Annotated in this window: 19 protein-coding genes; 6 read left to right on the top strand and 13 right to left on the bottom strand. The window is 66.5% G+C overall.

All coding sequences use genetic code 11. From position 1 onward, the window contains the following. Positions 1-186: 186 nt before the first annotated feature. From PV773_RS22370 to PV773_RS22385, 4 genes are all read right to left on the bottom strand, one after another. Positions 187-1,353 carry a PLP-dependent aspartate aminotransferase family protein gene (locus PV773_RS22370; RefSeq protein ID WP_347968490.1) on the bottom strand — a complete coding sequence of 389 codons (1,167 nt, stop codon included), beginning with the start codon at positions 1,351-1,353 and terminating at the stop codon, positions 187-189. Then, complete coding sequence (locus tag PV773_RS22375; protein WP_347968491.1) at positions 1,350-2,738, bottom strand: pyridoxal-phosphate dependent enzyme; 1,389 nt, start codon at positions 2,736-2,738, stop codon at positions 1,350-1,352. The genes PV773_RS22370 and PV773_RS22375 overlap by 4 nt, the downstream gene beginning before the upstream one ends. Positions 2,739-3,012: 274 nt before the next feature. Continuing rightward, the gene (ilvD, locus tag PV773_RS22380; RefSeq protein ID WP_347968492.1) at positions 3,013-4,854 is read right to left on the bottom strand and encodes a dihydroxy-acid dehydratase; all 1,842 of its coding nucleotides are present in this window, start codon (positions 4,852-4,854) and stop codon (positions 3,013-3,015) included. A gap of 137 nt (positions 4,855-4,991) precedes the next feature. Further along, complete coding sequence (locus PV773_RS22385; RefSeq protein ID WP_347968493.1) at positions 4,992-5,870, bottom strand: MurR/RpiR family transcriptional regulator; 879 nt, start codon at positions 5,868-5,870, stop codon at positions 4,992-4,994. 224 nt (positions 5,871-6,094) lie between these two features. On the opposite strand from PV773_RS22385, the gene PV773_RS22390 reads away from it, so the two are divergent. From PV773_RS22390 to PV773_RS22410, 5 genes are all read left to right on the top strand, one after another. Then, positions 6,095-7,204: a Gfo/Idh/MocA family oxidoreductase gene (locus tag PV773_RS22390; protein ID WP_347968494.1), complete on the top strand. Its 1,110-nt coding sequence runs from the start codon at positions 6,095-6,097 to the stop codon at positions 7,202-7,204. Positions 7,205-7,678: 474 nt separating this feature from the next. After that, complete coding sequence (locus PV773_RS22395; protein WP_347968495.1) at positions 7,679-8,611, top strand: hypothetical protein; 933 nt, start codon at positions 7,679-7,681, stop codon at positions 8,609-8,611. Between the two features lie 149 nt (positions 8,612-8,760). Then, a complete protein-coding gene (gene hrpB / locus PV773_RS22400; protein WP_347968496.1) occupies positions 8,761-11,355 on the top strand; it encodes an ATP-dependent helicase HrpB in 2,595 nt (864 codons plus the stop codon). A 155-nt stretch (positions 11,356-11,510) separates the two neighbouring features. Then, positions 11,511-12,836, top strand: coding sequence for an ActS/PrrB/RegB family redox-sensitive histidine kinase (locus PV773_RS22405; protein ID WP_347968497.1), 1,326 nt, complete (start codon positions 11,511-11,513; stop codon positions 12,834-12,836). A gap of 114 nt (positions 12,837-12,950) precedes the next feature. Next, complete coding sequence (locus tag PV773_RS22410; RefSeq protein ID WP_347968498.1) at positions 12,951-13,511, top strand: ActR/PrrA/RegA family redox response regulator transcription factor; 561 nt, start codon at positions 12,951-12,953, stop codon at positions 13,509-13,511. An 87-nt stretch (positions 13,512-13,598) separates the two neighbouring features. Here PV773_RS22410 and PV773_RS22415 read toward each other — a convergent pair whose 3' ends face one another. Continuing rightward, positions 13,599-14,099 (bottom strand): MmcB family DNA repair protein, encoded by a 501-nt coding sequence (locus PV773_RS22415; RefSeq protein WP_347968499.1) that lies wholly within the window; start codon positions 14,097-14,099, stop codon positions 13,599-13,601. A 275-nt stretch (positions 14,100-14,374) separates the two neighbouring features. Here PV773_RS22415 and PV773_RS22420 point away from each other — a divergent pair, with 275 nt between their 5' ends. Beyond that, positions 14,375-14,995, top strand: a complete 621-nt coding sequence (locus PV773_RS22420) for a L,D-transpeptidase (protein WP_347968500.1) — start codon at positions 14,375-14,377, stop codon at positions 14,993-14,995. Between the two features lie 223 nt (positions 14,996-15,218). Here PV773_RS22420 and PV773_RS22425 read toward each other — a convergent pair whose 3' ends face one another. From PV773_RS22425 to PV773_RS22460, 8 genes are all read right to left on the bottom strand, one after another. Beyond that, on the bottom strand, positions 15,219-15,794 hold the full coding sequence (locus tag PV773_RS22425; RefSeq protein WP_340041205.1) for a NifU family protein: 576 nt from the start codon (positions 15,792-15,794) through the stop codon (positions 15,219-15,221). Positions 15,795-15,916: 122 nt separating this feature from the next. Beyond that, positions 15,917-16,408, bottom strand: a complete 492-nt coding sequence (locus PV773_RS22430; protein ID WP_347968501.1) for a universal stress protein — start codon at positions 16,406-16,408, stop codon at positions 15,917-15,919. Between the two features lie 86 nt (positions 16,409-16,494). Next, a complete protein-coding gene (gene trpS, locus PV773_RS22435; protein WP_347968502.1) occupies positions 16,495-17,562 on the bottom strand; it encodes a tryptophan--tRNA ligase in 1,068 nt (355 codons plus the stop codon). A gap of 91 nt (positions 17,563-17,653) precedes the next feature. Continuing rightward, positions 17,654-18,979 (bottom strand): glycosyltransferase family A protein, encoded by a 1,326-nt coding sequence (locus PV773_RS22440; RefSeq protein WP_347968503.1) that lies wholly within the window; start codon positions 18,977-18,979, stop codon positions 17,654-17,656. Next, positions 18,976-19,899, bottom strand: coding sequence for a Gfo/Idh/MocA family oxidoreductase (locus tag PV773_RS22445; RefSeq protein WP_347968504.1), 924 nt, complete (start codon positions 19,897-19,899; stop codon positions 18,976-18,978). Before PV773_RS22445 ends, PV773_RS22440 begins: the two co-directional genes overlap by 4 nt. Beyond that, complete coding sequence (locus tag PV773_RS22450) at positions 19,892-20,434, bottom strand: dTDP-4-dehydrorhamnose 3,5-epimerase family protein (RefSeq protein WP_347968505.1); 543 nt, start codon at positions 20,432-20,434, stop codon at positions 19,892-19,894. The genes PV773_RS22445 and PV773_RS22450 overlap by 8 nt, the downstream gene beginning before the upstream one ends. A 204-nt stretch (positions 20,435-20,638) precedes the next feature. After that, entirely contained in the window at positions 20,639-22,231 is a 1,593-nt protein-coding gene (gene murJ / locus PV773_RS22455) for a murein biosynthesis integral membrane protein MurJ (protein WP_347968506.1), read from the bottom strand. Between the two features lie 183 nt (positions 22,232-22,414). Beyond that, positions 22,415-25,216 (bottom strand): [protein-PII] uridylyltransferase, encoded by a 2,802-nt coding sequence (locus tag PV773_RS22460; protein WP_347968507.1) that lies wholly within the window; start codon positions 25,214-25,216, stop codon positions 22,415-22,417. Positions 25,217-25,238 lie beyond the last annotated feature (22 nt).

The raw sequence follows: 25,238 nt of genomic DNA on the forward strand, positions 1-25,238 counted from the left end.
GCGATCTCAGCATGGAGGGTCGCAAGATACCCCCACCCCTAACCCCTCCCCACAAGGGGGAGGGGACCGGCCCGCTTCATTTCGCTGAGGGCGATCAATGAGGGACAGCGTCGCCAGAGAGTCCCCCTCCCCCTTGTGGGGAGGGGTTAGGGGTGGGGGTATGGGACGTTCGAGCTCTGCAAACGCTCACCCCGCCAGCGCTTGCTCCAGGTCAGCGATCAGGTCGTCGCCGTCCTCGATGCCGGCGGACAGCCTGACCAGCGAGTCCGAAATCCCGATCTCGCTGCGTTTTTCCGCCGGGATCGATCCGTGCGTCATCAGTGCCGGATGCTCGATCAGGCTTTCGACGCCGCCGAGGCTTTCGGCCAGCGTGAACAGATGCGTCCGTTCGAGGAAGCGTTTTGTCCCGGCAAGGTCGCGGTCGAGCACGGCCGTGATCATGCCGCCGAAGGCAAACATCTGCGCCTTGGCGATGGCGTACTGCGGATGGCTTTCGAGGCCGGGATAGATCACCCGCCGCACGTCGGTGCGCCCCTCCAGCCAGCGCGCGATCTTCAGCCCGTTGGCCGAATGCCGCTCCATGCGCAGCGCCAGGGTCTTGATGCCGCGCAGGGCGAGAAAGCTGTCGAACGGCCCGGAGATCGCGCCGATGGCGTTCTGCAGGAACTTGAGCTGGGCGGCGAGGTCCTTGTCGTCGCCCACCACCACGCAGCCGCCCACCATGTCGGAATGGCCGTTGAGGTATTTGGTCGTCGAGTGCACGACGATGTCGATGCCGAGTTCCAGCGGCCGCTGCAGATAGGGGCTACAGAAGGTGTTGTCGGCGACCGACAGGATGCCCTTGCGCCTGGCAAGTGCCGCCACGCCCTCGAGGTCGACGACGCGCAGCAGCGGGTTGGTCGGCGTCTCGACCCACAGCATCTTGGTCTCCGGCCGGATCGCGGCCTCGACGGCGCCAAGGTCGGTGAAGTCGACGAACGTCGCCTGAAGCCCGGCGGAGCGCTTGCGCACCCGTTCGAGCAGCCGGAACGTGCCGCCATAGATGTCGTCGGTGGCGACGACGTGGGCGCCGGCGTCGAGCAGTTCGAACACCGTGCCGATCGCCGCCAGCCCCGAGGCGAAGGAGAAGCCCGCGCTGCCGCTCTCCAGGTCGGCGATGGCGCGCTCGAAGGCGAAGCGCGTCGGGTTCTGGCTGCGGGCGTATTCGAAGCCCTTGTGCACGCCCGGGCTCTGCTGGCCGTAGGTCGAGGTGGCGTAGATCGGCACCATCACCGCACCCGTGGTCGGGTCGTGGCTCTGGCCGCCATGGATGGTGCGCGTCGAGAATGCCAGCCTGTTCTTCTGCGTCGTCATCTTGCCCTTCTCAGATGGTTGATGAGGTCGACCCGGGTGATCAGCCCGATGAATTCCTCGCCGTCGAAGATGATCGCCACCTCGTTGCGGTCGAAGATCGGCAACAGCGCGTCGAGCGTCTGGCTGGCCTGCAGCGTGTGCAGCTCCCTGGTCATGGCGGTGGCCACCGGAGCGTTGAAACGGTCCCAGCGCCCGTCATAGGGGCCTTCCACTTTGGCGAGGATGTCGCCCTCGTCGATGATGCCGACGAGCTTGCCCTCGTCGAGCACCGGCAGCTGCGACACGTCCCCGCGCCGCATCCGGCCATAGGCCGTGAGCAGGCTGTCGCCGGGCCCGACGAACACCGTGCCGCCCTCGCGGTGCGAGCGTGCCACCAGGTCGCTCAGGTCGCCGTGCTGTTCCTTCTCGGCCAGCCCCTGCTCGGCCAGCCAGAAGTCGTCGAACACCTTGGAAAGATATTTGTTGCCGCTGTCGCAGACGAAGGTCACCACCCGCTTCGGCGTCTTCTGCTCGCGGCAGTAGCGCAGCGCCGCCGAAAGCAGCGTACCCGACGAGGAACCGGCCAGGATGCCTTCCTTGGCGAGCAGGTCGCGCACCGCCAGCATGCTCGCCTTGTCGTTGACCGAATAGGCGCGCTTGACGAAGGAGAGGTCAGCGTTCGGCGGCACGAAATCCTCGCCGATGCCTTCCACCGTCCAGCTGCCGGCCTCCTCCATCTTGCCCGTCTTGACCAGCGGCGCCAGGACCGAGCCGACCGGATCGGCCAACACCATCTCGGTCTTCGGCGACACCTTGGCGAAGAAGCGGCCGAGCCCGGTCAGCGTGCCGCCGGAGCCGACACCGACCACCACGGCGTCGACGTCGCCTTCGAGCTGCTTCCAGATCTCGGGGCCCGTCGTCGTCTCATGCGCGTGCGGGTTCGCCGGGTTGGCGAACTGGTTGACGTAGAACGAGCCGGGGATCTCGGTGGCAATCCGCTCGGCCATGTCCTGGTAATATTCGGGGTGGCCCTTGCCGACGTCCGAGCGCGTCAGCCGGACCTCGGCGCCGAGCGCCCGAAGGTGCTGGATCTTCTCGCGGCTCATCTTGTCGGGCACCACCAGGATGATGCGGTAGCCCTTGGGGATACCGACCTGGGCGAGGCCCAGCCCGGTATTGCCGGCGGTCGCCTCGACGATGGTGCCGCCGTGCTTGAGCTTGCCCGCGTGCTCGGCCGCCGCGATCATCGACAGCGCGATGCGGTCCTTGATCGAGCCGCCGGGGTTCTGGCTTTCGAGCTTGATGAACAGCCGGCAGGGACCGGTGTCGAAGCGCCTGAGCTCCACGATCGGCGTGTCGCCGATCAGATCGAGCGCAGACCTGAAGGGTGGGTTCAAGCGGCTCATGGCAGCACCTCCCTCATCCGGCAGTTTCATCGAGCTTACCCCATCTCGGTCGGACAGACACTGCCGCCCGGTTGATCTCGCGGCACGTCCGGCCGGTCTGGCCGCATTTATCGGCGGCGCCCGGCTCAAACAAAGGCAGCGAATTTCGTTTCGGAGGGGCCCGCGGGAAGGAAATTCTCGGGCTGCCAAAAAAGTTCCGCCCCGCCGGATCGGACGATCGGGCAGGGCGGCAAAGTTTCAGGTGCGCATTTCGTCGCGGCGTGCGCCGCCGGACTTATTCGAAGTCGCCGAGGTCGCGCACCGCACCGCGATCGGCGGAGGTGGCGAAGGCGGCGTAGGCCTTCAGCGCCTTGGTCACCTTGCGCTTGCGCTGCTCGACCGGCTTCCAGCCCTTGGCGTCCTGTTCGGCCCGGCGGCTGGCCAGTTCGGCCTCGTCGACGCGCAGGCTGATGGTGCGGTTCGGAATATCGATGTCGATGATGTCGCCCTCGCGCACCAGGCCGATGGCTCCGCCATTCGCCGCTTCCGGCGAGACGTGGCCGATCGACAGGCCCGAAGTGCCGCCCGAGAAGCGGCCGTCGGTCAGAAGCGCGCAGGCTTTGCCCAGGCCCTTCGACTTGAGGTAGCTGGTCGGGTAGAGCATTTCCTGCATGCCGGGGCCGCCCTTCGGGCCCTCGTAGCGGATCACCACCACGTCGCCGGCCTTGACCTCGTTGGCAAGGATCGCCTTGACCGAGGCGTCCTGGCTCTCGAACACGCGGGCCGGGCCGGAGAATTTCAGGATCGACTCGTCCACGCCCGCGGTCTTCACCACGCAGCCGTTCAGCGCGATGTTGCCCTTGAGCACGGCAAGGCCGCCGTCCTTGGAGAACGGATGCTCGGCCGAGCGGATGACACCCTTCTCGCGGTCGAGGTCGAGTTCGTCCCAGCGGCGGTCCTGGCTGAAGGCTACCTGGGTCGGCACCCCGCCGGGGGCGGCGAGGAAGAAGTCGCGCACCGCCTGGCTCTTGGTCCTGGAGATGTCCCAGTGGTCGATCGCCTCGCCGATGCTGGCTGTGTGCACCGTCGGCAGGTCGCGGTTGAGCAGGCCCGCCTTGTCGAGCTGGCCGAGGATCGAGAAGATGCCGCCGGCGCGGTGCACGTCTTCCATGTGCACGTCCTGCTTGGCGGGCGCCACCTTGCACAGCACCGGCACCTTGCGCGACAGGGTGTCGATGTCGTCCTGGTCGAAGTCGATCTCGCCTTCATGCGCGGCGGCCAAAATGTGCAGCACCGTGTTGGTCGAGCCGCCCATGGCGATATCGAGCGCCATGGCGTTCTCGAATGCGCCTTTCGAGGCGATGGAGCGCGGCAGCACGCTCTCGTCGTTCTGCTCGTAGTAGCGCTGCGCGAGGTCGACGATCAGGTGCCCCGCCTCGACGAAAAGGCGCTTGCGGTCGGCATGCGTCGCCAGCGTCGAGCCGTTGCCGGGCAGCGACAGGCCGAGCGCCTCGGTCAGGCAGTTCATCGAATTGGCGGTGAACATGCCCGAGCACGAGCCGCAGGTCGGGCAGGCCGAGCGTTCGATGACCTTGACGTCCTCGTCGGAGACCTTGTCGTCGGCAGCCGCCACCATGGCGTCGACCAGGTCGAGCGCCACGTTCTTGCCGGCGAGCACAACCTTGCCGGCCTCCATCGGGCCGCCGGAGACGAACACCGCCGGGATGTTGAGCCGCATCGCGGCCATCAGCATGCCGGGCGTGATCTTGTCGCAGTTGGAGATGCACACCATGGCGTCGGCGCAATGCGCGTTGACCATGTACTCGACGCTGTCGGCGATGATCTCGCGGCTCGGCAGCGAATAGAGCATGCCGTCATGGCCCATGGCGATGCCGTCGTCGACGGCGATGGTGTTGAACTCCTTGGCCACGCCGCCGGCCGCCTCGATCTCGCGGGCGACGAGCTGGCCCAGATCCTTGAGGTGGACGTGTCCCGGCACGAACTGGGTGAAGGAGTTGACCACGGCGATGATCGGCTTGCCGAAATCCGTGTCCTTCATGCCGGTGGCGCGCCATAGGCCACGCGCGCCCGCCATGTTGCGGCCGTGGGTGGTGGTGCGCGAACGATAAGCAGGCATGGGCTCTCTCATACGATAGATGGCTAAATTGGGATTGAGCCACTATGGCCCCTGCGTCAACTCTTTTTCGCCCCATGCGCGGCGTGGCATGCCGTTTGCGGGCAGCTGCCATGCGCTGAGTGCAGTGCGCGGGCGCCTCAGCCCTTGGAATTGGCCGATTTCTTGCCCTTGCGGCCGCGCCTGAGCTCGGCCACGCCGACCGTCAGCCCCATCGCCAGCGCCATGGTCGCGGCGAGCGAACGGAAGCCGCCGAAATCGGCCTCGGCGACCTCGAACCACACTTTGGCGAACTGCGCCAGCGGCGAGAACGCGCTGTCGGTGATCGCCACGACAGGCACGCCGTTGGCCGAGAGCACGCGCGCCTCCTCCACCGTCGCCGAGGCATAGGGCGAGAAGCTGATGGCGATGACGGCGTCCTTCGGCGTGGCAAACGAGATGATCTCGGGGCTGAGGCCCGAGGCGGATTCGATCAGCTGGCTGCGCACGCCGAGCTTGCCCAGCGCATAGGCGATGTAGCTGGCGACCGGATAGGAGCGGCGGCGGGCGAGGATGTAGATGGTCTCGGCGCCGTTGAGCAGGTCGATGGCGCGGCCCAAGGTCTCGTCGTCGAGATTGCGCGACATCACGTCGATCGACTTGCTGGCGGCGGCCAGGAAACCGTCGACGATGCGGCGGTTGCTGGCGTCGTCGTCGCCTTCGCCGCGCACCACCGTCAGCCGTTCTTCATACGACGTCGTCCGCTCCCTCAGCCGTTCGCGGAAAACCTGCTGCAGGCTGGTGAAGCCGTCATAGCCGAGATGCTGGGCGAAGCGGATCAGCGTCGAGGGCTGCACGCCGGCGGAGTTCGCGATGCTGGCGGCAGTGCCGAAGGCGATCTCGTCGGGATTGTCGAGCGCATAGGCCGCCACCTGGGCGATGCGCTTGGGCAAGCTCTGGCGCCGGTCCAGGATGAGCGCCCTCAGCGCCTCGAAATCGCGCGGCAATGCCTCCGAAGCCGTGTCCGCCATGCTGTCCATTCCGCCTCCACCTGGTCCACAATAGCGCCGGGGCGACCGGCTGTCCAAATAAAATGAACCGTATGTTCCATTTTCGCCAAAATTCGACTATTCAGTCCGCCAAGAGCATGATCCTAAAAAGCGGGAACCGGTATTCGGTCCGGATCATGCTCCGGCAAAGAAAATTCGAACCCCATTCCGCTTTGTCGGAATGCGACAGTGTCTATAAACCGGGAGAGCGTGAAGTGACAGGTGTAGGACTTATCGGGACCGGCTTCATGGGCAAGTGCCATGCGCTGGCGTGGAATTCGGTGCGCACCGTGTTCGGCGACGTCGACAAGGTGAGGCTCGTCCATCTGGCCGAGGCCAATGCCGACCTTGCCTCCCAACGCGCCTCCGAGCTCGGCTTCGAGAAGGCGTCGGGCGACTGGCGCTCCGTCGTCGCCGATCCCGAGGTCGACGTCGTCTCGCTGACCACGCCCAACCAGTTCCATCCGGAGATGGCGATCGCCGTGCTCGAGGCCGGCAAGCACCTGTGGTGCGAGAAGCCGATGGCGCCGACGCTCGCCGAGGCCGAAGCCATGGCCGCCGCCGCCCGCAAGTCGGGCAAGGTCGCCGTGCTCGGCTACAACTACATCCAGAGCCCGGCCATCCGCCATATCCGCCAGCTGCTCGACGAGAAGATCGTCGGCGAGGTCAACCATCTCCGCGTCGAGATGGACGAGGACTTCATGGCCGATCCGGATGCGCCCTTCTTCTGGAAGCACGAGGCCAAGTCGGGCTATGGCGCGCTCGACGATTTCGCCGTCCATCCGCTGTCGCTGATCGCCGCACTCTTCGGCCGGGTCGAGAGCGTCATGTGCGACATGGCAAAGCCCTATCCGGACCGCCAGGTCGCCGGCGGCGGCCGCCGCGCGGTCGAGACCTACGACATTGCCTCCAGCCTCATCCATCTCGAAAACGGCGTCTCGGGCACGCTTCTGGTCAACCGTTCCGCCTGGGGCCGCAAGGGCCGCATCCAGGTCCAGATCTTCGGCTCGAAAGGATCGATCGTCTTCGACCAGGAGCGCTTCAACGAGATCCAGCTCTACGTCACCTCGGATCGGCCGACCGAGCAAGGCTACCGCACCATCCTCGCGGCCCCCGTGCACGAGCCCTACGGCAAGTTCATCCCGGCGCCCGGCCATGGCCTCGGCTTCAACGACCTCAAGACCATCGAATGCCGCGAACTGCTCGCCCGCATCGCCGGTGCGCCTGCTCGCGTCTTCGACTTCGACGAGGGCCTTGAGATCGAACGCACCGTGCACGCGATGGCGCAGTCGTTTGCCGAGCAGAGATGGGTGAAGGTGAGGTAGGCGACGCCATTCCAGCTTGGATTCCTCGCCCCCACGGAGTGGGGGAGAGGTGGTTTGCGCAGCAAACCGGTGAGGGGGCAGTCACCAGGTTCCGGCGACAAAATGGCAGCGCCCGGCCAAAAAGACGCAGAATAGAATTCTGGTTGCTGCATATCCAAAGATTCCCCTTGAAGTTGCAACATAGATATGGCGAGATCAGCTGTGCGGGGGAATGCGGCATGAGAACGATTATCGCCTTGCGCGCGCCAGGCGTCGCCGTTGCGCGATGCAGAACTTGCACAGTAGCGCGCAACGCAAAAACTTAGAATATTCAGGCGAATACACAGGGCGCAAATACCGAAACGCTGATAGCCATCGGTCGTGCTCGATCCCATGACTGCTTGCCCCGAGATCTGAACGCCACCTGGATGTCAGGGGCGCAAATCAAGGGAGGGGCATATGGCAATTCGCAAGCTACCGAAGCCAATAGTTGATATGCTGGCTTCTCGTCGCCATCGTCTTCGGCATTTTCTTTGGCATGCGGTCCGGGGTGCCTGGAACAATCCGCTCCTGACGGCGGAGGTCAGGCAGCTCATCCGCAACAAGGGCTGGGCGCCGCCCAATGACCGCGCCCCGTTCGGCGCCGACGGCAAGCTCATCCTCGACAATTTTGCCGGCGAGGATTTCCTCTACATGCACCGGCAGATGATCCGCGAGGTCAACGACCTGCTCGCGCAGGAGGGCGAGCCGTCGCTGGACGCCTGGCCCGCCATGCCCAGGCCGGGGGAGAACCCCGATTTCGCGGTGCCGGCCGCCTGGGCATATGCCGATCCCAACCAGTCCGCGGCGGACAACGCACAGATGACCGCCTCGCTGCAGCGGTTGAAGTCGGACGCCTATGCCGACAACCCGATCGGAATCTGGGAGACCTTCTACACCAGCCCGAACAACCTCCGCAGGCTGTCGCTGGGTGCGCTGGGCAACCTGCTCGAGATGACGATCCACAACAGCTTCCACATGCGGTGGGCGAGCCAGCCTTTCGGCTACATGCCGTCACCCAACCTGGAGGACGTGAACGCGATCGATCCCCAATGGGATTCGGTCGAGTATGACTATCTGGGAGACACCTATTCCAGCCACGTCAATCCGTTCTTCTGGTACCTGCATGGCTGGGCCGACGCCTGCATCGACAAGTGGACGGCGGCGAACGGGGTCGGCGACATCCAGTGGACCGGCACCTGGACCGGAAAGCTTGAGGCCGGCTGGTCGCTCGGCCAGCCCGAGGCGCTGACGGCGAAGGTGCGGGAAGAGGCGATGACCGGCCATCACCAATCGGACGCCGACCTTCGCGACATGGAGGAGATCGTGCAGCGCCTCGGCTCCTGCAAGGTCATCCGCAACTTCTACGACCTTCTGCTGCAGCCCTGAGGGCACCGCCGGACATCAAGTCCGGCAGAGACATGCGTGGGGCGGCAACCTTGCCCCTCGCATGGTTGCCTTTCCCCACCATTGCCTCTCCCTGTCCGCGCCTGATATTCCGCCCGGGCCGTCTGTGCGGCTGACCGGAACGATTGCCGATGACCAAGCTCCCCGACCTGCCGGTGACGGCGGTCCTGCCGCAACTTGCCGAGGCCCTGTCCTCAGGCAGCAGCGCCGTGCTGGTCGCCCCGCCCGGCGCCGGCAAGACCACGCTGGTGCCTTTGGCGCTGCTCGACGCCGCCTGGCGCGGCGACGCCAGGATCGTGCTGCTCGAGCCGCGCCGGCTCGCCGCACGTGCTGCCGCCCGCCGCATGGCCTCGCTCCTCGGCGAGGAGCCGGGCGGCACCGTCGGCTATGCCATGCGCATGGAAAACAAGGTCGGCGCGAAGACGAGTATCCTCGTCGTCACCGAGGGCGTGCTCGCCCGCATGATCCTCGACGATCCGGAGTTGCCCGGCGTCGCCGCGGTCCTGTTCGACGAGTTCCACGAGCGCTCGCTCGACGGCGATTTCGGCCTGGCGCTGGCGCTCGACGTGCAGGGCGCCCTGCGTCCCGACCTCAGGCTCGTCGTCATGTCGGCGACGCTCGACGGCGCGCGGGTGTCGAAGCTGCTCGACGGCGCGCCGGTCGTCGCGAGCGAGGGTCGCAGCTTTCCGGTCGAGATCCGCTACGACGAGCGTCCCGCTGGCACGGCCGTCGAGGACGCCATGGCCAGGGCGATCCGCGACGCCCTTGCCGACGAGCAGGGCAGCGTGCTCGCCTTCCTGCCCGGCCAGCGCGAGATCGAGCGCACCGCCGAGCGCCTGGAGGGCCGCTTGGCTGCCGATGTCGACGTGGTGCCGCTCTACGGCCAGCTCGACGGCAAGGCGCAGGACGCGGCGATCCGCCCCGCGCCCGCCGGCCGCCGCAAGGTGGTGCTCGCCACCTCGATCGCCGAGACCTCGATCACCATCGACGGCGTCCGCGTCGTCGTCGATTCCGGCCTGTCGCGCCTGCCCAGATACGAGCCGGCGAGCGGCCTGACCCGGCTGGAGACGGTGCGGGCGTCCCGCGCCGCCGCCGACCAGCGCGCCGGCCGTGCCGGCCGCACCAGCCCGGGCATCGCCATCCGCCTCTGGCGCGCCGAGCAGACGGCGGCGCTGCCCGCCTTTTCGCCGCCGGAAATCCTCGAGGCCGACCTGTCCGGCTTCATGCTCGACTGCGCCGCCTTCGGCGTCGCCGACCCGACCACGCTCTCCTTCCTCGACACGCCGCCGGCGCCGGCGCTGGCCGAGGCGCGCGCTCTTCTCCGCGAGCTCGATGCAATCGACGCCAACGGCCGCCTGACCGAGGCCGGCCAGGCGATGCGCCGGCTGGCGCTGCCGGTGCGTCTCGCCCACATGGTCGCCGAGGCCGCCCGCCAGGGCGCCGGGCCGGAGGCCGCCCAACTCGCCGTCTTGATGACCGAGCGCGGCCTCGGCGGCGACAGCGCCGATCTCGAACGTCGTCTCTCGCGCTTCCGCACCGAGCGCTCGCCTCGTGCAACCGCCGCGCGGCAACTGGCCGAGCGGCTGGCGCGGCAGGCCGGAAAGAATGCCCCTCACCCTTACCCTCTCCCCGTGAATGACGGGGAGAGGGGGGCGTCGGCGTCGCGGCCATCCTCCTTCTCCCCGTCATCACGGGGAGAAGGTCCGGCAGGGGATGAGGGGCGGCGCAAACCTTCCCGCGACGTGATGGCAGATGGCTCGCAAACCCCCGGCGCCCTTCTCCTCTATGCCTGGCCCGACCGCGTCGCCAGGGCGCGCGGCGAGCGCGGCCGCTTCGTGCTCGCCAATGGCAGCGGCGCTGCCGTCGATGCCGCCGATCCGCTCGCCGGCGAGTCCTACCTCGTCGTCGCCGACCTGCAGGGCAAGGCCCAGAACGCCCGCATCGCCTCCGCGGCGGCGGTGTCCGAGGCCGACATTCGTGCTGTTCTGGCAAGCCATCTCGAACGCCGGACGGACGCCAGCTTCGACCGGGAAAAGCGCTCGGTCCGCGTCCGCGAGACCGTCCGGCTCGGCGCCGTCACCTTGTCGGAGCGCATGCTGCCGGCACCCACCGGCGAGGCGGCCGACCGCGCCATCCTCGACGCCTTGCGCGCCCACGGGCTCGGTCTGCTCGACTGGGGCAAGGAGGCCGAGACCCTGCGCCAGCGCCTGTCCTGGCTTCACCGCGGCCTGGGCGAGCCCTGGCCGGACATGTCCGACGAGGCACTTCTGGCGCGGCTCGACGATTGGCTGCTGCCCTTCCTGCGCGGCGAGGCCTCTTTCGCGCGTATCGGCGCGGGCACCCTTCACGATGCGCTCATGTCGCTCGTTCCGCACGATCTGCAGCGCAGGATCGGTTCGCTCGCTCCCACCCATTTCGACGCGCCCTCGGGCAGCCACGTGCCGATCCGCTACGACGGCGAATGGCCGGTGCTGGCCGTGCGCGTGCAGGAGCTGTTCGGCATGGACAAGCACCCCGCCATCGCCGGCGGCACGGTGCCGCTCACGCTCGAACTTCTGTCCCCGGCGCATCGTCCGATCCAGACGACGCGCGACCTGCCCGGCTTCTGGCGCGGCTCCTGGGCCGACGTGCGCTCCGACATGCGCGGCCGTTATCCCAAGCATGTCTGGCCCGACAACCCGCTGGAGGCCAAGGCCACCAGCCGTGCCAAGCCGCGCGGCACCTGAGCATCATCCCGAACCGAAGGTCCGCGCAGCGAAGGCACCGGTTTTCGAAAAAAGATCATGCTCACCCAGGAAGAACATAGAGCCGCATCCCGATTTCGGGATGCAATAGGCTCTGGGGCTTGGCGCGAGCGCCTGTTGCAGCGCATAAAGCCGACATGAACCCGCTGACCCCCAAGCCAGACCTGCAACATAGCCACAGGCTCCGTCTCAATACGCTGATCCGCCTGCGCTGGCTGGCGATCGTCGGCCAGAGCATCACCGTGGTGGTGGTCGCCTACGTGCTGGAATTCCCGCTGCCGGTCAGCCTCTGCTTCGCGCTGATCGCCAGCTCCGCCTGGCTCAACCTCCTGCTTGCCTTCCGCTATCCGGCCACCCACCGGCTCCGGCCGATCGCCGCCTTCGGCATCCTCACCTTCGATAGCCTGCAACTCGCCGGCCTGCTCTATATCACCGGCGGCCTGTCCAACCCCTTCTCGCTGCTGATGACCGTGCCGGTGGTCATCTCGGCCACCTCGCTGCCGCTGCGCCTCACCGCCGTGCTCGCCGGCCTCGTCATCGCCATGGTCAGCCTGCTCGCCTTCTTCCATCTGCCGCTGCCCTGGTACAAGGGCATCGTCCTGGCCATGCCCTTCATCTACACCGCCGGCATCTGGATCGCCGTGTCCTGCTCGATCGCGTTCACCGCCATCTACGCCTTCCGCGTCGCCCAGGAAGCGCGCCTGCTCGCCAATGCGCTCGCCGCGACGGAACTCGTGCTGCAGCGCGAGCAGCACCTGTCGGCGCTGGACGGCCTCGCCGCCGCGGCCGCCCACGAACTCGGCACGCCGCTCGCCACCATCACGCTCGTCGCCAAGGAGATGGAGCGCGCCCTCGGCAACGATCCGAAGTTCGGCGAGGACGTCACCCTGCTGCGCAGCCAGAGCGAGCGCTGCCGCGAGATCCTGAAGCGCCTCACCAGCCTGTCGTCGGAGGGCGAGGAGCATCTCGCTCGGCTGCCGCTCACCTCGCTGGTCGAGGAGGTCACGGCACCGCACCGCGATTTCGGCATCGCCATCAAGCTCGACCCCGGCGAACGCATCGGCCCCGAGCCCGTGGGCCATCGCAACCCGGGCGTCATCTACGGCCTCGGCAACCTGGTCGAGAACGCGGTGGATTTCGCCCGCAGCCGCGTCACCATCCACTGGAGCTGGGACGACGAGGAAGTCACCTTCAGCATCATGGACGACGGTCCGGGCTTCCCGCACGACATCATCGACCGCATCGGCGAGCCCTACATGTCCACCCGCCAGGGCGCCGAGCCGGGCGGCGGCCTCGGCCTCGGCCTGTTCATCGCCAAGACCCTGCTCGAGCGCTCCGGCGCCGAGATCAGCTTCACCAATTCGAGCGGACCGGGCGAGGGCGCGGTGGTCGAGATTTCCTGGCCGCGCGCCGTCTTCCTCAATCCGGCGCCGGCAGGTTCGACTATGTTCGACACCGCCTGAGCGAGCCAGGCGGCGCTTTCACGGGCCTGGCATTGGACATCCGGGCTTTGCACCTATATCTGCGTGGAAAACCATAAGGACGACTGGGATCAAGGACAAAAAGGATAAGATGTGATGACCACCCAGGACATTGCAGGCGGGCTGCCGGGCGAAGACCACACTCTGCTTCTCGTCGACGACGACAAGCCGTTCCTGACGCGCCTGGCGCGCGCCATGGAAAGCCGCGGCTTCGCCGTCGACACGGCCGAAAGCGTCGAGGAGGCGGTCGCCAAGGTGCGCGCCAATCCGCCCGCCTATGCGGTGGTCGACATGCGGCTGGGCGACGGCAACGGCCTCGACGTGGTGTCCGCCATCCGCGAGCGCCGCGAGGACACCCGCACGGTCATCCTCACCGGCTACGGCAACATCGCCACCGCAGTCACCGCGGTGAAGCTCGGCGCCATCGACTACCTGTCCAAGCCGGCCGACGCCGACGACGTCTTTGCGGCCCTGACCAATTCGGGCGGCGAGCGCGCGGCCCCGCCGGAAAACCCGATGTCGGCCGACCGCGTCCGTTGGGAACACATCCAGCGCGTCTACGAGATGTGCGAGCGCAATGTCTCGGAGACCGCCCGCCGGCTCAACATGCACCGCCGCACGCTGCAGCGTATCCTTGCCAAGCGGGCGCCGAGATAGCGTGAATGGCAAATAGTGAGTAGAGAGTAGTGGGGGCAGCGCTTGCTCAACAGGCGCCGTTTTCGGCTTTTAACGACTAACTACTCACTACTCGCTCTCCCCCTCCAGCGCCGGCACCGACACCCCTGCCAGTTCTGCCGCCAGCAGCCGCGCCGCGCCGGCGCGCGCTATCCTCAGCATCAGTGCCTTGCGGGTCGCCGCCGCCAGCCGGTGTTCCGGCGCCTCGCGCATGATCTCGGCGCCGTAGCCGTCCGAGAGGATGAAGCCGCATTCCTCGGGGAAGATTTCCGCCGGCACCTCGGGATGGGTGGCGAAGAAGAATCTGTCGGAATGCAGCCGGTAGTCCGGCCATTTGCGGTCGGTGCGGAAATCCTCGACCGACGACTTGATCTCGATGATCCAGATGTCGCCCTGGCGCGTCAGTGCCACGAGGTCGGCGCGCCGTCCGGTCGCCAGCGACAGCTCGGGCAGCACATGCGCCCCCATCTGGGAGAGCAGGCGCTGCACGCCGCGCCGCACCAGCATGGCGCGGTCCGACTGGCGGCCGTCGACGAGGGGATTTTGGGCAAGCGGCGAAATGATCGGCATGCACCGATCATGGCATCATTTGTTCACGTTTTGAACCCGCCTTGGGGCGGCTGTTGCCGTGAATATGCTTGCTTGGGCTTCCTCAACTTCGCCTCGCTGGCTGCATCCGCTTTCCCGTCCTGCGTGTTGCCGAAATGCCATAGCTTCCACCTTAGTTAAGGTCGCGGCGGCAATGGGCGCTCGCGAGGCTTGGCAAGCAAAATGCCGGACCGTTAAGAATGGTGGCGGAAATGAGGCCGAATCGGCCTGGGCGTCGCTCCTTTCGGGAATCCAGCATGCGCTTGAAATTCTCTGCTATCGCCGCCGCACTGGTGCTTTCCGCCGCACTCGCGGGCTGCTCGACCGACGGTGTGTCGCGCATCTTCTCCAACGACTACGGCGCCCGCGTCGATGCCGGCTACCAGCTGCCGACCATCCCGATCAGCAAGGTGCCGCGCCAGTTCCACCGCCAGATCGTGCGCTACGAGACCGACGAGAAGCCGGGCACCATCGTCGTCGATACCGGGCAGAAGTTCCTCTATCTGGTCCAGCCCGAAGGCAAGGCGATCCGCTACGGCATCGGCGTTGGCCGCGAGGGCTTCGAGTGGCAGGGCACCGCCCGTATCGCGCTCAAGCGCGAATGGCCGGTGTGGACGCCGCCGCCGGCGATGATCAAGCGCCAGCCGGAGCTCGCCAAATGGTCGGGCGGCATGCCTGGCGGCCCCAAGAACGCGCTCGGCGCGCGTGCCCTCTACCTCTACAACAAGGGCGGCGACTCCGGTTACCGCCTGCACGGCACGCCGGAATGGTGGTCGATCGGCAAGGCCATGTCGTCGGGCTGCATCCGCCTCATGAACCAGGACATCATCGACCTCTACAACCGCGCCGAGGTCGGCACCAAGGTCATCGTGATCTAACCGCGAACCGTCCAGGCAACACGGACGTCGCAAACAAAAACCGGGCTCCAAGGCCCGGCTTTTTGTTTTTGGGTCAGTAGTGAGGCTGTTCCGGCAATTCGCTCCGCCGAGGCATCTGGGGTGGTTTTCGAGAACCGGAGCGCAGCGGACGTTCAGGTCCGTGAGCACCGGAAGCGCAGAAAACTGCGTCAGATGGCCGGGGGAGTAGAATTGACGGGCAGCCTCAGGCCACCTGCTCGACCTGCTGCACCTCAGGCACGAAGTGCCGGAGCAGGTTCTGGATGCCGTGCTTCAGCGTCGCCGTCGACGACGGGCAGCCGGCGCAGGCGCCCTTCATGTGCAGGAACACGGTGCCGTTCTCGTAGCCGCGGAAGGTGATGTCGCCGCCGTCCTGGGCGACCGCCGGGCGAACCCGCGTGTCGAGCAGTTCCTTGATCGTCACCACGATCTCGGCGTCGGCCTGGTCGTAGAATTCCTCGCTGTCCGCCTGATGCCCGGCGCCCGCCGCGCTTTCGCGCGCCATCACCGGCGCACCCGACATGAAATGCTCCATGATCGAGCCGAGGATCGCCGGCTTGAGATGCTGCCAGTCCGGGCCGTCCTTGCTCACGGTGATGAAGTCGTAGCCGAAGAACACGCCGGTGACGCCCGGAATGTCGAACAGCCGGCCGGCCAGCGGCGAGGCGGCGCGCGCGCTGTCGGCGTCGCGGAAATCGGCGGTGCCGTCCACCAGCACTTCCTTGCCGGGCAGAAATTTCAGCGTCGCCGGGTTGGGGGTCGCTTCGGTCTGGATGAACATGGCCGTATCTCCATGGCCGCCGCGTCGGCGGGCCGTCACTTTGGAATAGTTCTAATTAGGCTCATGGCGGCCGACATTCAAGCCGCTGGCGCGCCTCCGCGCCAATATGTTGCGCCCGGTTTTTAGGCCAGGCTGTCGATGTCCTCGTCGGACAGGTTCTGCGGCACCACCGTCACCGGGATCGGGAAGGCGGCCGCCTTGCCGGCGATCGAGGCGACGAGCGGCCCGGGGCCTTCCTTGCCCGCGCCGGCCGCCAGCACCAGGATGGCGATGTCCTGGTCTTCTTCGATCAGCTTGTGGATCTCCTCGGCGGGGCGGCCTTCGCGCACCACCAGCTCTGGCTCGATGCCGAGGGTCTCGCGCACTTTCGAGGCATGGGTGTCCAGCGCCCCGTTGGCCGTGGCGGTCGCCTCCTCGCGCATGATCTTTTCCACGCCCAGCCAGTGCTGGAAGTCGTCCGGCTCGATCACGTAAAGCAGCACCAGCACGCCGCCGGTCGATCTCGCGCGCTTCGAAGCATAGGCCACGGCCCGCTCGCATTCCGGCGTCTCGTCGATGATCGCCAGGAACTTGCGCCGATGGCCGGCTTCCTTGCTGAGGCGTTTGGAGACCATGTGCTACCTTGCTGTGCGTGGGCGTACCGGCGAGCAATCTGCCACCGGCGCCGGCCGCCCGCAAGCAGGCCGGCGCCGGCACGTTGTCAGTCGTCGAGCAGGCCGATGATCCGGCGCACGTCCTTCATCGTCGCTTCGGCGAGGACGCGGGCACGGTCGCCGCCGTCGCGCAGCACGCCGTCGATGTAGCCCGGATCGGCCATCAGGCGGCGCATCTCGCCGGCCACCGGCGCCAGCTTGTCCACCGCGAGATCGGCAAGTGCCGGCTTGAACACCGAGAACTGCTGGCCGCCGAACTCCCGAAGCACCTCCTCTTTCGACATGTCGGCGAGGCCGGCATAGATGCCGACGAGGTTTTCCGCCTCGGGACGCTCCTTCAGCCCGTCGGTTTCGCTCGGCAGCGCCTCCGGATCGGTCTTGGCCTTCTTGATCTTCTTCGAGATCGTGTCGGCGTCGTCGGTCAGGTTGATGCGCGACAGGTCCGAGGGGTCCGACTTCGACATCTTCTTCGAGCCGTCGCGCAGGCTCATGATGCGCGCTGCAGGCCCGCCGATGATCGGCTCGGTGATCGGGAAGTAGCCGTTCACCGTCTCCTCGCCCATCTGCATCTCGACGCCGATGCCGAGGTCGGCGATACGCGCCGAGAAGTCGTTGTTGAACTTCTGGGCGATGTCGCGGGTCAGCTCCAGGTGCTGCTTCTGGTCGTCGCCCACCGGCACGTGGGTGGCGCGGTAGACCAGGATGTCGGCCGCCATCAGGCTCGGATAGGCGAGCAGGCCGAGCGAGGCGTTCTCGCGGTCCTTGCCGGCCTTGTCCTTGAACTGCGTCATGCGGTTCATCCAGCCGATGCGCGCCACGCAGTTGAAGATCCAGGCAAGCTCGGCATGCTGCAGCACGCGCGCCTGGTTGAAGACGATGTGCTTCTTGGGATCGATGCCGGAAGCCAGGAACGCCGCGGTGATCGAGCGCGTCTGGCCTTCGAGGTCGTCATGGACGAGCTGCGCGGTCAGCGAATGCAGGTCGACGACGCAATAGATGCAGTCGTTGGTTTCCTGCAGTGCGACGAACTTGCGGATGGCGCCGAGATAGTTGCCGAGGTGGAGGTTGCCGGTCGGCTGGACGCCGGAGAAGACGAGGGGCTTGTAGGCGGTCATGAGTGATCCCGTGGCTTGTGGAGGGCCGTTTCGCGCGCGGCGAAATGCGAGTGGCGCTTATGGACGAAGGCGCGGGAACGGGCAAGTGGCGTCAGCGCGCCGTACCGATCGAGGCGACCAGCCTCCCGAGGCGCCCAAGGAGACCGCGCCAGCTCGATGGCGTGACTTCGATCTTGGCTACGCCTAGTCCGGGGCGTTGCGCGGTTGGCCGCTGCAGCTTGTTGAGGTGCAGCTCCAGGATGGTGTAGTCGTCCGGCTTGAGCCGCACATTGAGCGACGCCTTGGCCTTCCAGAGGTTGCCGCGCTGGCGCAGCCGGCCGATCCGCGCTTTTGTCGGAACGCCGTTGACCGACAGTCTCAGGGATTTCAGTGCCTCCGGGTCGCGATGCCAAAGGCTCAGCCGAACGGCGACCGGCTCCGAAGCCTTGAATGGCACGAGCAGCTTGGGCCGCGGATTGCAGCCGACCCAACGTATCCAGTCGGGGTCGCTCGCATTGGGCAGCCAGTCCAGCGCCCTGGTGTGGTTGTCCTGGCGGATGATCTCCGGCCCAAGCAGCGGCTTGAGCTCCGGCCGGACAACGCCCCTGTTTCTGCCATTCAGCTCTGCCAGCTGCCCCTTCGAGTAGCTATCGAAGCTCGGAAACCGTGCTGTCATGAAGGTGCCCGATGCCTTCGATCTTGCCAGCTCGGACGCCACATAGCCTGTATAGCCCGGCGAACTCATGCGGCGAAGCATGCGCGCCTGTTCGTCCGAAGCCTGTTTCAGGTAGTAGAGGTAACGGTGGCCGGCGGCGAATTTGTGCACCGTGATGCGCTGCGTCGAGACAAACCGCATGCCCGCGCCTGCGGCACGCAGCTGGAATTCCGCGTCGACAGGGGGAACGATGTCCGACGGAGCCCGCCATCTTCCTATCCGGTCGACGACGTCGATCTTGTGCGCCACGCTCGACGGCGGAAAGAAATGCTCCGAGGCGGTCCGTCCGTCATCGAAGATGCCCGTGACCAGGCGATAGTTGCTGGCACGCGGTCCGTGATAGATGGTCCCGCTGATCGCAAAATCCGCCGTCGGGTCGCTCTCGAACAGGTCGGCCAGCGCCGAGAGGTGGTTCGGTGCCCAGATGTCGTCGTGACCGAGATAGGCGATGTGGCGTCCAACCGCGCGGGCAATGCCCTCGTTGTTGGGAAAGGACTGGCTGCCGCCTCGCTCCGGCAGGTTGAACCACCTTATTTTTGGCGAGCCGACCGATGCCACCACTTCCGAAGTGTCGTCGGTGCATGCATCGCCGATGACCAGCAATTCGAAGTCCTGCAGGCTTTGCCCCAGGACGGACTGTATCGACGGAAGGATGTGGTGGCCGCGATTGTAGGCAGCCATGACGACGGAGAAGGTTGGCGGGTTGATGCCCCTGGCGCTCATCCCGGCAGGCCCGCCATGCGTCGGATATCGCAGACGCGTTCCACGATGAGCGCACCTTCCATCGCCGAACTCATGGGCGCAGGTCCGCCGCGCAGGTGGCTTAGGAAGGCTGCGAGTTCCGCTTTGAGCGGCATGTCTGTGGTGATCGGCACCTTGATTTCAGGTGCGCCGAGGTCGTCGGGAGTGCCGCGACGCAGGATCAGTTCTTCGTCCAGGCTGCCGTTCAACGTCACGGTTCCTCTGCTGCACGCCAGGATGACGGAGCGTCGGTTCACGGGATGATGGGCCGAGGTTTCAATGACGACGCGGGGCCCGCCATCGCGCGCCAGCAATGCGACCAAACCGCTTGTAGCAGGGCCTAGCCCGTCGCCGAAAGCCGTGACGACGGGTGGAAGGTCGTCCAGCACGTGCAGGCAGATCGACAGGTCGTGCGGCAGAAGGTTCCATATCGGATCGACTTCGTTGTGCGTCATCGACCAGCCCAACCGGAACAGTCTGAGACCAATCGGGTCGCCCAGTTCGCCGCTTCTTACGAATTGTGCGATGCGGTCGATGCCGCCGTGATAGCGCCACTTGTCCATCACGAAGATCCTGTCGGGTGCAGTCTCCGCGAGCAGCTTGGCCGTCGCATGATCTGAAGTCAGGGGCTTCTCGACGAAGAGCGGAACGTTACGCTCGCACAGGCGCAGGAGCACGCGGCCGTGGCTGTTGCTGGGGGTTGCGACGACCACGCCCTCGACAACCGGCAGGTCTTCCAGGCGCGAGACGATGAGATCGGCGCCATTCGCCTCGGCGTTGGAGCGCGATCGTTCGCCCGGCGCTACACAGGCGACCATCGCGCCGAGCGACTTGAGGTCGCGAAGGATGAGGCGGCCCCAGCCACCGCAGCCGACCAGCCCCACATAGGGCATGTCAGTCATGGGCCATGCTCAGCCGCTGGCGTTCCTCCAGGAACAGCCGAGTCATCTCGGCTGCGGTGCCGGCGTTGGTATCGCGCGGCGACAGCTTGGGGTCGACAACCCGCCAGTCGAGCCCGAGCGCTGGGTCATCCCATCGGCAGCCGATCTCGTCGACGAGATTCCAATAGTGGGAGACTGAATAGCAGAGGCTCGAACGGTCAGGAAAATGGAAGCCATGCGCCACGCCGGGCGGCACGAGGGCGGCTTGCAAGCGTTCGCCTTTGAGGACAACCGTGGTCGACAGGTCATGCGTTGGCGATTCCGGCCTGATGTCGACGAGCGCCAGGACCATCGATCCCTCCATGCACACCAGATAATCGGAGTGGACGACATGGACATGCACGCCTCGGAGCACATTGGCTTCGCTGCGCACGAAATTCCATTGTACCGGCTCTATGCCGGTGCCCCATTCAAGCCTGAAAATCTCAGTCAGATCACCGCGATCGTCCATGTGCGTGGCCAGGTCGCGGACGACGCATCCCTCCGGTAGTCTCATGCGCTCCCCCTCCGTACTTGGCCGGTAGTCATGCCGAAGCTGACCCGATATAGCCCATCACTTCGTCGACGTAACTGCAAATTTGGGAGCGGCCCTGCGCCATCCGTCGGCCTTCTCGGCGACGCCGGGGGGACTGACGCGGCAGCATACCGCCCCTATGTGGCAAAGCTCCCACGAGGCTCGCGGCCGCATGGTTCTGGCAGTCTATTCTGCTTCTGTCGGCGTTGTCGCATTGGACGATTTCCGCCTGACGTTCCGCCGGATCATGCCGATGTCGGCGCCGCCGATGGCGAAGGCGACGGCGAAGTAGACGACCATCGCTCCGAGCACGAGCGCGAACAGCGCCGTCGCCTGCGTGTAGAGCGGGACGCTCGAGCCGAGCCACGGCCCGGCGGTGTCTGCGGCGAACCACAGCGCGCCTGCCATCGCTGCGGCGGACAGGACCAGGCGGGGGATGCGCCGCATAAGGCCGGGATCGCGGCCCCAGTGGCCGCGCCGCACCAGCACGACGAGCAGCAGGCCCGCATTGACCCAGCCGGCGAGCGCCGAGGCGGTGGCGATGCCCGGCGCGCCCATCGAGGGGAAAAGGATCAGCGCGGTGGCGATGTTGACCGCCACCGAGATCGCCGCGAAGACCATCGGCGTCCGGGTGTCCTCGCGGGCGAAATAGCCGGGCGTGAAGGCCTTGATCAGCACGAAGGCTGGCAGGCCGAGGCCGAATATGGCGAGGATCGACGACACGACCTCGGTGCTTTGCGCGCCGAAGGCGCCGCGCTCGTAGAGCACGCGGATGATCGGTTCGGAGATGACCAGCAGTGCCGCCGCCGCCGGCAGCGTCAGGAACAGCGTGAATTCGACCGAGCGGTTCTGCAGGTTCGAGGCCTCGGCCATGTTGCCGGCCTTCAGCGCCCGCGCCAGTTCCGGCAGCAGCACGATCGCCACGGCGACGCCCACCACGCCGAGCGGCAGCTGGTAGATCCGGTCGGCGAGGTTGAGCGACGACACCGCGCTGTCCTGGCCCGAGGCGATGGCCGTGCCGATCAGCGTGTTGATCTGGGTGATGCCGCCGGTAATCGCGGCGGGCATCGCCAGCCACAGCAGGCGCTTGACGTTGGCCGTCAGCCGCGGCCGGCGCAAGCCGATCGAGACGCCGGCGTGGCGCACCGCGATCCAGACGATGGCGAGCTGTACGAGCCCCGCCGCCAGCACGCCCCAGGCGAGTGCATAGCCGACCTTCAGCCCGTCATGGCCGTTATACCAGGCATTGGCCAGAACCCCGACCAGGATGATGTTGAGGAACACCGGCGCCACCGCCGCGGCGAAATAGCGGCGCAGTGAATTGAGCATGCCGCTCATCATCGCCGCCAGCGACATGCAGATCAGATACGGGAACATGATGGTCGCCAGCGCCACCGTCAGGTCGTATTTGCCGGCGTCGTCGGCGAAGCCCGGCGCCACCACGAAGCGCACGATCAGCGGCATCGCCAGCTCCATGGCGATGGTCAGCACCAGGAGCGCCGAGAACAGCGCTCCGAACACCTCCTCCGAGAAGCGCTTGGCCCCTTCGACGCCATTGGCCTCGATCTCCTTGGCAAAGAGCGGCACGAAGGCGGCGTTGAAGGCGCCCTCGGCAAATAGCCTGCGGAACGTGTTGGGGAACTGGAATGCCGCATAGAAGGCGTCCGCCACCGGCCCGGTGCCGAGGGCGGCCGCCATCAGCATCTCGCGGGCGAAGCCCAGCACCCGGCTCATCAGCGTGCCGGACGCGACGGTTGCGAATTTTTTCACAAGGCTCAAAGGATTGTCCGCCGCTGTTTGCTGGTGCCGGCCCTGTCCCCCTCACGCGAAGGCTGAATACGCCCAAGTGAATCAGGCAAAATTGGCGCGATGTGTCTCAACCTCCTCTCCCCGCCGGGGAGAGGGTGGCCGAGCGAAGCGGAGGCCGGGCGAGGGGGCGTCGTAAAATGCAAGCCGCCACCGTCATTCCGCGGCCGCTGCCTTGGTTCTGGCGCGCTCGTGGGCGGGGCCTTCCATCGTGGCGATGAGGCGGGCGCGGATGTTGTCGAGCCGGGTGGGGTTGTCGATCTTCTGGCCGGTCAGGTCGGTCACGTAGAAGGTGTCGATGACCTTCTCGCCGAAGGTGGTGATGTGCGCCGAGGCGATGTCGAGCGACAGGTCCGACAGCGTGCCGGTGATCTCCGACAAAAGGCCCGGCCGGTCGAGGCCCTCGACCTCGACCACCGAGAAGCGGTTCGACAGCGCGTTGCGGATCTCGGCCCGTGGCTGGATGCGGAAGGTCTTGTGGCCGCGCTTGGGCTTGGTGCGCTTGGCGATCATTTCCGGCAGCCAGGCGCGCCCCGAAAGCACGTCCTCGATCAGCCCGCCCACCCGCTCGGCGCGACGGCGCTCGTCCTCGTCGCGGTCGAACTCGCGCGAGATCAGGATGATGTCCAGCGCGCGGCCGTCGGCGGTGGTGAAGATCTGCGCGTCGACGATGTTGCCGCCGGCGGCGGCACAGGCGCCGGCGATCACCGAAAGCAGGCGCGGGTGGTCCTGCGCCAGCACCGTGATCTCGGTGACGGCCTCGAACTGGCGCGTCCGCGCCATGGTCGACAGCTGCTTGCCCGCCTCGTCGGCGGCGCGGATGAACTCGGCGTGCCGCTTCTGGTCGTCCAGGTCGACGGTCAGGAGGTAGTTCTCGTAGTGCAGCTTGACATATTTCCCGCGCGCCTTCTCCGGCCAGGCCTCGAGTGCCGCCGCGAGCGTGTCGCGCGCCGCGGCCGTGCGTTCGGCCCGCGACAGCTCCGAGAAGCCGCCGGTGAGCAGGAGCTCGGTTTCGTAATAGAGGGTGCGCAGCAGCTGGCCCTTCCAGCCGTTCCAAACCCCGGGGCCGACGCCGCGGATGTCGCACACCGTCAGGATCAGGAGCAGCTTCAGCCGCTCCACCGACTGCACAACGTCGGCGAAGTCGTCGCTGGTCTTGCGGTCGTTGAGGTCGCGCGTCTGCGCCGTCATCGACATGGCGAGGTGGTTCTCGACCAGCCACGCCACCGTCTCGGTGTCGGACGGCGAAAGCCCCATATGCGGGCAGATGCGGCGTGCGATCTTGCCGCCCGCCTCGGAATGGTCCTCGGGCCGCCCCTTGGCGATGTCGTGCAGCAGCACCGCGACATAGAGCACCTCGCGCTGCTTCTTCAGCCCGCCGATCAGCGAATGGCTGAGCGGGTGGATCTTCTCGCCGTCGCCGTGCTCGATCTCGGAGAGCACGCCGATGCAGCGCAAAAGGTGCTCGTCCACCGTGTAGTGGTGGTACATCGAGAACTGCATCATGGCGACGATCTTGCCGAAGTCGGGGATCAGCCGTCCAAGCAGCCCCGCCTCGTTCATGCGGCGCATGTTGAGCTCGGGATTGCGGTCCGAGGTCAATATGTCGAGGAAGTAGCGGTTGGCCTCCTCGTTGCGGCGCAGCCCCCTGTCCACCAGCCCCAGCGAGCGGGTCAAGAGCTTCAGCGCGTTGGGGTGCAGCTCCAGCCCGTGCCGGTCGGCGAACCAGAAGAAGCGCAGCATGTTCACCGGGTCGCGCTCGAACACCTTGTCGTCGGCGACGTTGATGCGCTGATTGTCGATGATGAAGTCGCTGGTGCCGGCGAGCTTGCGCCGCCGCCGCGTAAATCCCTGCAGCAGCCCGTGGAAGCCCGGCGCGTCCTTGGCCTGCTCCTCCTCGAGTGCCGCGCAGAAGATGCGGGTCAGGTCGCCCACTTCCTTGGCGACGAGAAAGTAGTCCTTCATGAAGCGTTCGACCGCCGACAGGCCGGGCTGCGTCGTGTAGCCCAGCCGTTCTGCGATCTCGCGCTGGATGTCGAAATGCAGCCTTTCCTCCGGCTTGCCGGTCAGGAAATGCATGTGGCAGCGCACCGCCCAGAGGAAATCCTCGGCCTCGACGAACTGGCCGTATTCGCCCTCTTTGAACACGCCCTTGTCGACCAGCTCTGCGCCGGTGCGGACCCGGTAGTAATATTTGGCGATCCAGAACAGCGTGTGCAGGTCGCGCAGGCCGCCCTTGCCGTCCTTGATGTTGGGCTCGACCAGGTAGCGGCTCTCGCCGGACTTGGCGTGGCGGCCGTCGCGTTCGGCGAGCTTGGCCTGCACGTATTCGGCGCCCGTGTCCTTGACCAGCTCCCTGTCGAAGCGTTCGATGAGCTCCTCGCAGAGCTTCTTCTCGCCCCAGACGTAGCGCGCCTCCAGGATCGCCGTGCGGATGGTGATGTCGGTGCGCGACAGCCGGATGCATTCGTCGATGTTGCGGGTGGCGTGGCCGACCTTCAGCCCGATGTCCCACAGCATGTAGAGCATGTATTCGACGATCTGCTCGCCCCAGGGGGTCTGCTTGTAGGGCAGCAGGAACAGCAGGTCGATGTCCGAGCCCGGCGCCAGCGTGCCGCGGCCGTAGCCGCCGACCGCCACGATCGCCATGCGCTCGGCGCGCGACGGGTTCTTGGCCCGGTACACATGGGTGACGGCGAAGTCGTAGAGGACGCGGATGACCTCGTCCATGAAGTGCGAGATGCGCGTCGCGCAGGCGGTGCCGCCCTCGTCCTCCATCAGCATCCGTTCGGCGACGCTCTTGCCGGCAGCGATCCGCTCCTTGAACAGCAGCAGCGCCTTGGCGCGGATCGCCGGATCGGTGCCGTCGCCGCCCGTCGCCGCGGTCAGCGCGGTGAGTTCGCGGCGCAGTTCGTCCGCGTCGATGAGCTGATCGAGCTTGAGCGGGATGTTCGTCATGTGCCTCGGCTGGCCTCGCCCT

Source organism: Mesorhizobium sp. CC13 (assembly GCF_039907765.1).
In the GTDB taxonomy this organism is placed as follows: Bacteria; Pseudomonadota; Alphaproteobacteria; order Rhizobiales; family Rhizobiaceae; genus Aminobacter.

What these genes read in the sequence shown, in the direction of transcription:
- PV773_RS22370 (WP_347968490.1), bottom strand. Translation starts at nt 1,353, where the DNA reads ATGACGACGCAGAAGAACAGGCTGGCATTCTCGACGCGCACCATCCAT.
- PV773_RS22375 (WP_347968491.1), bottom strand. Translation starts at nt 2,738, where the DNA reads ATGAGCCGCTTGAACCCACCCTTCAGGTCTGCGCTCGATCTGATCGGC.
- ilvD (WP_347968492.1), bottom strand. Translation starts at nt 4,854, where the DNA reads ATGCCTGCTTATCGTTCGCGCACCACCACCCACGGCCGCAACATGGCG.
- PV773_RS22385 (WP_347968493.1), bottom strand. Translation starts at nt 5,870, where the DNA reads ATGGACAGCATGGCGGACACGGCTTCGGAGGCATTGCCGCGCGATTTC.
- PV773_RS22395 (WP_347968495.1), top strand. Translation starts at nt 7,679, where the DNA reads ATGCTGGCTTCTCGTCGCCATCGTCTTCGGCATTTTCTTTGGCATGCG.
- hrpB (WP_347968496.1), top strand. Translation starts at nt 8,761, where the DNA reads ATGACCAAGCTCCCCGACCTGCCGGTGACGGCGGTCCTGCCGCAACTT.
- PV773_RS22405 (WP_347968497.1), top strand. Translation starts at nt 11,511, where the DNA reads ATGAACCCGCTGACCCCCAAGCCAGACCTGCAACATAGCCACAGGCTC.
- PV773_RS22410 (WP_347968498.1), top strand. Translation starts at nt 12,951, where the DNA reads ATGACCACCCAGGACATTGCAGGCGGGCTGCCGGGCGAAGACCACACT.
- PV773_RS22415 (WP_347968499.1), bottom strand. Translation starts at nt 14,099, where the DNA reads ATGCCGATCATTTCGCCGCTTGCCCAAAATCCCCTCGTCGACGGCCGC.
- PV773_RS22420 (WP_347968500.1), top strand. Translation starts at nt 14,375, where the DNA reads ATGCGCTTGAAATTCTCTGCTATCGCCGCCGCACTGGTGCTTTCCGCC.
- PV773_RS22425 (WP_340041205.1), bottom strand. Translation starts at nt 15,794, where the DNA reads ATGTTCATCCAGACCGAAGCGACCCCCAACCCGGCGACGCTGAAATTT.
- PV773_RS22430 (WP_347968501.1), bottom strand. Translation starts at nt 16,408, where the DNA reads ATGGTCTCCAAACGCCTCAGCAAGGAAGCCGGCCATCGGCGCAAGTTC.
- trpS (WP_347968502.1), bottom strand. Translation starts at nt 17,562, where the DNA reads ATGACCGCCTACAAGCCCCTCGTCTTCTCCGGCGTCCAGCCGACCGGC.
- PV773_RS22440 (WP_347968503.1), bottom strand. Translation starts at nt 18,979, where the DNA reads ATGAGCGCCAGGGGCATCAACCCGCCAACCTTCTCCGTCGTCATGGCT.
- PV773_RS22445 (WP_347968504.1), bottom strand. Translation starts at nt 19,899, where the DNA reads ATGACTGACATGCCCTATGTGGGGCTGGTCGGCTGCGGTGGCTGGGGC.
- PV773_RS22450 (WP_347968505.1), bottom strand. Translation starts at nt 20,434, where the DNA reads ATGAGACTACCGGAGGGATGCGTCGTCCGCGACCTGGCCACGCACATG.
- PV773_RS22460 (WP_347968507.1), bottom strand. Translation starts at nt 25,216, where the DNA reads ATGACGAACATCCCGCTCAAGCTCGATCAGCTCATCGACGCGGACGAA.